Genomic DNA, 5,632 nt, shown 5'->3' on the forward strand with positions numbered 1-5,632 from the left:
TCACCGACGCTGGGATGAAGACCATGAAGTCCGACACCGAATTCAAGACCGCATGGATGGCGATGTCGGAAGAAGACCGTGCCGGGATGATGAAGGAGTGCGGCGACGAGGCGATTGCCAAGCAGCACGACAATTTCTGCAAGATGACGAAACAGCTCGGCGGCGCCAACTGATCAGTCATTCGCGAGCATACCAGCCCGCTGCCGAAAGGCGGCGGGCTTTTTGCATCGGCCTGCCAGAAGACCCGATTGCCGCATCCCACGCCAGGGCCGGAACAGCCCGTTCACCCATGACCTGGCGAGCCTCCCCAGCGCTCTGCTCGGAATGACTTTGCTCCTATCGGCCCCCATCCGGATTCGATTTGCTTGGTGATCGCGTGTTCATGGGGCAAACTTTCAACGGGGCCGTAGGAGGAGAGATGAGAGCACGCGCAGCAACGCTCGGGGATCTCGAGGACGTTTTTCGCGATCTGTCCAGGCGGATGACCGAAGAGTACGTGGCGGCCGGCAAGGACAGCAAGATCGCCTACGACAATCTGATGATGAATCTGAAGGAAGGCCGTGCTCACGCCCTTGTCCAGGGTGACAAGACCGTGGCCATCGTTGCATGGCATGAAAACAGCGATGCGGCCGATACGCTGTTTGCGGCCCAGGAGGATTTCTTCCGCGCCGCGACCGTCCGCTTCTGCCGGCGGCATATACGTCACATCCAGGCGCTCGCCGGAAACCTCCCGATCCATTCGCGCAGCTGGCTCCGGGGAGCAGATGTCGCAAGATGGTTTCATGTCATCGGCTATGTCGAGACAGGCCAGGAGAACGGCGCCACTGTTTTCGAGTTGCGCCCGGCTGCATAGAGGGAGGCCGCCCTCACGCGCGAAAGCGCGCGCGGGCGAATTTCCAGCCGAGGCCCGAATCCTCGTCCGGCATCATCATTCGTCCATGAATTTATTCGATGATGAAGTGATCGCCCGGTCGCTTAGGGCGCCTTGAGTTCGCAAGACGCCGGGACCACGAATCAAATATGCAGTCGGCAAGCCGCCGTCGAAAGTGCGCTGAGGACCAGGCCGAACACATCAGGCACAGCGCGATCGGGTTGCGCTCGGCGAGGCTTGGTGATTTGCTGCCGCCATACGGAGAATGAATGATGCGAGAGCCTGTCGGTCAAGACGAATATGGGTCGACCAACCCTTTCGATCCGGATGACCTGCCAAATCTGAATGCGATCGGGCCAAGCATCGGCGGCGGCAACGACTTCGAAAAGTACGCCGTGGCCGTGATCATCGTGTTCGGCGCGGTCATCATTGGCGGACTGATGGCCGCGTCGATGACCTTTGGCCATCGCAATGGTTTCCTTTTCGCGCTTGGCGGCGCCACCTCGGCATGGATATCCGGAAACGCGCTTCTGCTCGACCGGCCACGCATCTACGCGCTGTTCGTCGGCATTGCTGCCCTTATGCTGGTCGCGTCCACCGTCACGTTGATCTTGTGACCGGCTGACCAAACCCTGAACCAAACTTTAGAGCAATTCCAGGAAAAGTGTGGACCGGTTTTCCGTCCGGAATTGCGTCAAAACAAAGAGTTAGAGTAGTTCACCGTTTCCGTAAAACGGTGAACTACTCTAGTATCCAAGGGCCTCGCCGGATGCGGCGCGGCTGTCGATGGCGCCGTTGTAGCGGGCGCCGCCGCCCTTCTCGATTTCCGCCAGGCTCTTTCCGCCGACCAGGATGCCGGCGGCCTGGCCCCAGGTCGCGTCGCTTACATCGAGGTGGTAGCCCATGCCGGCCAGCAGCTTTTTGGTGTCCGGCGACAGGCCAAAGGGCTCGATGTAGACCGTGTCGGGCAACCATTGGTGGTGGATGCGCGGCGCGTCGATGGCCTCCTGGATGTTCATGCCATGATCGATGACGTTGACGATCGCCTCCAGCGTGATGGTGATGATGCGCGAGCCACCCGGGCTGCCGATGACCATGAACGGCTTGCCGTCCCTGGCGACGATGGTCGGGCTCATCGATGACAGGGGCGTCTTTCTCGGCTGGATGGCGTTGGCCTCGCCCTGGACCAGACCGTAGAGATTGGGCACGCCGGGCTTCTGGGTGAAGTCATCCATCTCGTTGTTGAGCAGGATGCCGGTGCCGTCGGCGACGACACCGGCGCCGAATGACCCATTCAGCGTGTAGGTGACGGCGACCGCGTTGCCGTCCTTGTCGATGATGGAATAATGCGTCGTCTCCCTCGACTCGCCAAAGCCCTTCGGCATCAGATCCTGCGAGACGCCGGCCCGGAACGGATCGATCTTGTCGCGAATGTCCTTTGCATAGGCCTTGTCGAGCAGTTTCGAGACCGGGTTGTCGACGAAGTCGGGATCACCGAGCGCCGAATTGCGGTCGACATAGGCATGGCGCATCGCCTCGACCATGACATGCACGGTCTCCGCCGAGCCGGCGCCGAGATAGGACAGGGGATAGAATTCCAGCACGTTGAGGATTTCGCAGATGATAACCCCGCCGGAACTGGGAGGCGGCGAGGAGGTAATCTCGTAGCCGCGATAAGAACAGGTGACCGGCTTCAGTTCGCGCACCGCATAGTGCTCGAAGTCGGCCTTGGCCAGGATGCCGCCCTTGGCGCCGCTCGCGTTGACGATGGCGTCGGCGATAGCGCCTTTGTAGAAAGCGTCGGGGCCCTTGTCGGAAATGGCGCCTAGAGATGCGGCGAGGTCGGGCTGGATGAGCCGCTCGCCGATGCCATAGGGCTTGCCATCGGACTTCAGGAAGATGGCGGCCGCCGCGGGGTCCTTTGCCAACCGGCCGGCGCTGCCGGCAAGAGAAGCGGCATCACCTTGATCAAGGACGAAGCCATCCTTGGCAAAGGCAATCGCCGGCGCCATAAGGTCCTGGCGGGAAAGCGTGCCATATTTTTCACGCGCCATTTCGAAACCGGCCACCGAGCCCGGCACGCCGACGGCAAGGTAACCGTCGAGGCTGGCGCCCTTCACCGGATTGCCGTCCTTGTCGAGATACATGGTCTTGGTCGCAGCCAGCGGGGCGCGCTCGCGGAAATCGAGAAAGGTCGATCTGCCATCGGCGAAGCGGATGGTCATGAAGCCACCGCCACCGATATTGCCGGCATTGGGGTAGACGACGGCGAGCGCATAGCCGACGGCGACCGCCGCATCGACGGCATTGCCGCCCTTCTTCAGGACTTCGACGCCGACTTCCGACGCCAGATGCTGGGCCGTCACCACCATGCCGTGTTCGCCCTTGGCTGGTGCGGGGGACGCGGCGAAGACGTCTGCGGAAGGCGTGAACGCAAGCACAAGCGAAAGGGTGAAGCCAATCAGCGTCCGGCGGGTCAAGGGCATGGCCGTGCTCCAGGTGCGGTGTGCCTAGAAGAGCTACTTGGGGCGGCGGAGTCCATCATCAATATGCGCGAACACACATTGGTGTTCACTCGCTGGCGGTTCGCCAATTTATCCACATTGCAAAATAGAAAGCGAGACCGGGACCAGCCAATCTCCGCCCTCGTGGGGGAGATCAGCTAACCTCAGACAATTCCGCCCGAGCCGCCGGCAACCGCAGGGCGTTCAGCCGCCACCTTGGCGCGGTAGCCCGCTGCACGGTAGGCTGCCACCGGATCGACGGCGCCGCCGGCCTTCAGCCGCGCCATCGCGAGGATCGGCTCGACATCGGTGCGGTAGGCTGCCTTGAGCGTCTGTGTCGCCATCAGCGCGTCATTGTCGTCCTGGAAGCCTTCCAGCGCCTTGCGGTCGACCAGCAGCGCCTGCGCATAGGCGCGCTGCACCTCGACCGCCGAAAGCATCAGGCTTTCGATCGGATCGGTGACGTTGTGGCTCTGATCGAGCATGTGGGCGGGCTCGAACCCCTCGGCCCCCGACAGTTCGGCATCGACCAGTTCGTTGAAGACCAGGAACAGCCGGTACGGGTCGATCGACCCGGCATCGAGATCGTCGTCACCATATTTGGAATCGTTGAAATGGAAGCCGCCGAGTTTCCTGAACTGGATCAGCCGCGACACGATCATCTCGATGTTGACGTTGGGCGCGTGGTGGCCGAGGTCGACCAGGCAGAACGCCTTGTCGCCCAGCTCCTTGGCGATCAGGTAGTTGGTGCCCCAGTCCTGCACGACGGTGGAATAGAAGGCCGGCTCGTACATCTTGTGTTCGGTGAACAGCTTCCAGTCGGCGGGCAGTCCGGCATAGATCTCTTTCATCGCATCGAGATAGCGCTCGAACGCCCTGGCGAAATTGACCTGGCCGGGAAAGTTCGAGCCGTCGCCGATCCACACCGTCAGCGCCTTGGAGCCCAGCGTCCTGCCGATCTCGATGCATTCGAGATTGTGCTGGACCGCTTGCCTGCGCGTACCGGCGTCGGCATGCGACAGCGAGCCAAATTTGTACGAGAGTTTCTGGTCTTTCGCGTCCGAGAAGGTGTTGGAGTTCATGGCATCGAAGCCGAGGCCGAAACGCGAGGCGGCCTGCTTCAACCGGTTCGGGTCGGCCTTGTCCCATGGGATGTGTAGCGAGACGGTCGGGGTGGCCCGCGTCAGTTGCTGGATGACGGCGCAATCCTCGATCTTGTCGAAGATGTCGCGCGGCTCGCCGGCGCCGGGGAAGCGGGCAAAGCGGGTGCCGCCGGTACCGACACCCCAGGAGGGAATGGCCACAGCGAATTTCTCCACCTTGTCGCGAATGGTGTCGATGGCGATGCCGCGACGGTCGAGACGCTCGCCCAGAGAGGCGTAGTCACGCTCTAGATTGGCCCTGCGCGTGGTGTTGTCCTTGTCGACGACATCGGCGGAGATGATGGTTTCGGACATTGAGGTTTCCTCCCAGGATACGTCTGTCGGCGCTGCCCCTCATCCGCCTACCGGCACCTTCTCCCCGTAGAGTGACGGGGAGAAGGGAAGCGCGCCGGCGTTGGCTCCCCCTCTCCCCGTTTTTCACGGGGAGGGGGGTGAGGGGCGGCGCCGGCCTAGACAATCTACCGCGTAAAACTCTGCGCGTTGCCGGCGTCGACATTGATGATGTTGCCGGTCGACTTGGCCGACATGTCGGATGCGAAGAAATAGATCGCCTCGGCGATGTCCTCGGGAAACACCGACCGCTTCAGCATCGAGCGCGAACGATAGTGTTCCTCTAGGTCGTCGGTCGACATCTTGTAGGCGGCGGCGCGCTGTTCCTTCCACTCGCCGGTCCAGATCTTGGAACCCCGCAGCACGGCATCGGGATTGACGACATTGACCCGGATCTGCGCTTCGGCGCCCTCCAGCGCGAGGCAGCGGGCGAGATGGATCTCGGCGGCCTTGGCGGTGCAGTAGGCTGCGGCATTGGGCGATGCGGCAAGTCCGTTCTTGGATGCGACGAAGACGACGTTGCCGCCGATCCCCTGCACCCGGAACAGCCGGAACGCTTCCCGCGAGACCAGGAAATAGCCGGTCGAGAGGATGTCCATGTTCTTGTTCCACAATTCCAGCGTCGTCTCCTCGATCGGCGCGGCGGAGGCGAGACCCGCATTGGAGACCAGGATGTCGACGCCGCCGAACTCGACCGCCGTCTCGGCGAAGCCCGATATGACCTGGTGCTCCGATGTGACATCGATCAGCACAGGGCGGATGAA

General features: G+C 62.1%; 5 protein-coding genes. 2 read left to right on the forward strand and 3 right to left on the reverse strand.

Features of this window, described 5'->3' with window-relative positions; genetic code table 11:
• Positions 1 to 418 precede the first annotated feature (418 nt).
• Positions 419 to 853, forward strand: a complete 435-nt coding sequence (locus tag WC739_RS24180; RefSeq protein ID WP_372955521.1) for a hypothetical protein — start codon at positions 419 to 421, stop codon at positions 851 to 853.
• 287 nt (positions 854 to 1,140) lie between these two features.
• Complete coding sequence (locus WC739_RS24185) at positions 1,141 to 1,488, forward strand: hypothetical protein (protein ID WP_372955517.1); 348 nt, start codon at positions 1,141 to 1,143, stop codon at positions 1,486 to 1,488.
• Positions 1,489 to 1,617: 129 nt separating this feature from the next.
• Here the strand turns inward: WC739_RS24185 and ggt are convergent, their stop codons facing one another.
• The 3 genes from ggt to WC739_RS24200 all read right to left on the reverse strand — a co-directional run.
• Entirely contained in the window at positions 1,618 to 3,357 is a 1,740-nt protein-coding gene (gene ggt, locus WC739_RS24190) for a gamma-glutamyltransferase (RefSeq protein WP_372955518.1), read from the reverse strand.
• Between the two features lie 182 nt (positions 3,358 to 3,539).
• Positions 3,540 to 4,832 carry an L-rhamnose catabolism isomerase gene (rhaI, locus tag WC739_RS24195; RefSeq protein ID WP_372955519.1) on the reverse strand — a complete coding sequence of 431 codons (1,293 nt, stop codon included), beginning with the start codon at positions 4,830 to 4,832 and terminating at the stop codon, positions 3,540 to 3,542.
• A gap of 164 nt (positions 4,833 to 4,996) precedes the next feature.
• On the reverse strand, positions 4,997 to 5,632 hold a 636-nt coding region (locus WC739_RS24200), incomplete at its 5' end, for an SDR family oxidoreductase (protein ID WP_372955520.1).

Source organism: Mesorhizobium sp., from assembly GCF_041661565.1.
In the GTDB taxonomy this organism is placed as follows: domain Bacteria; phylum Pseudomonadota; class Alphaproteobacteria; order Rhizobiales; family Rhizobiaceae; genus Mesorhizobium.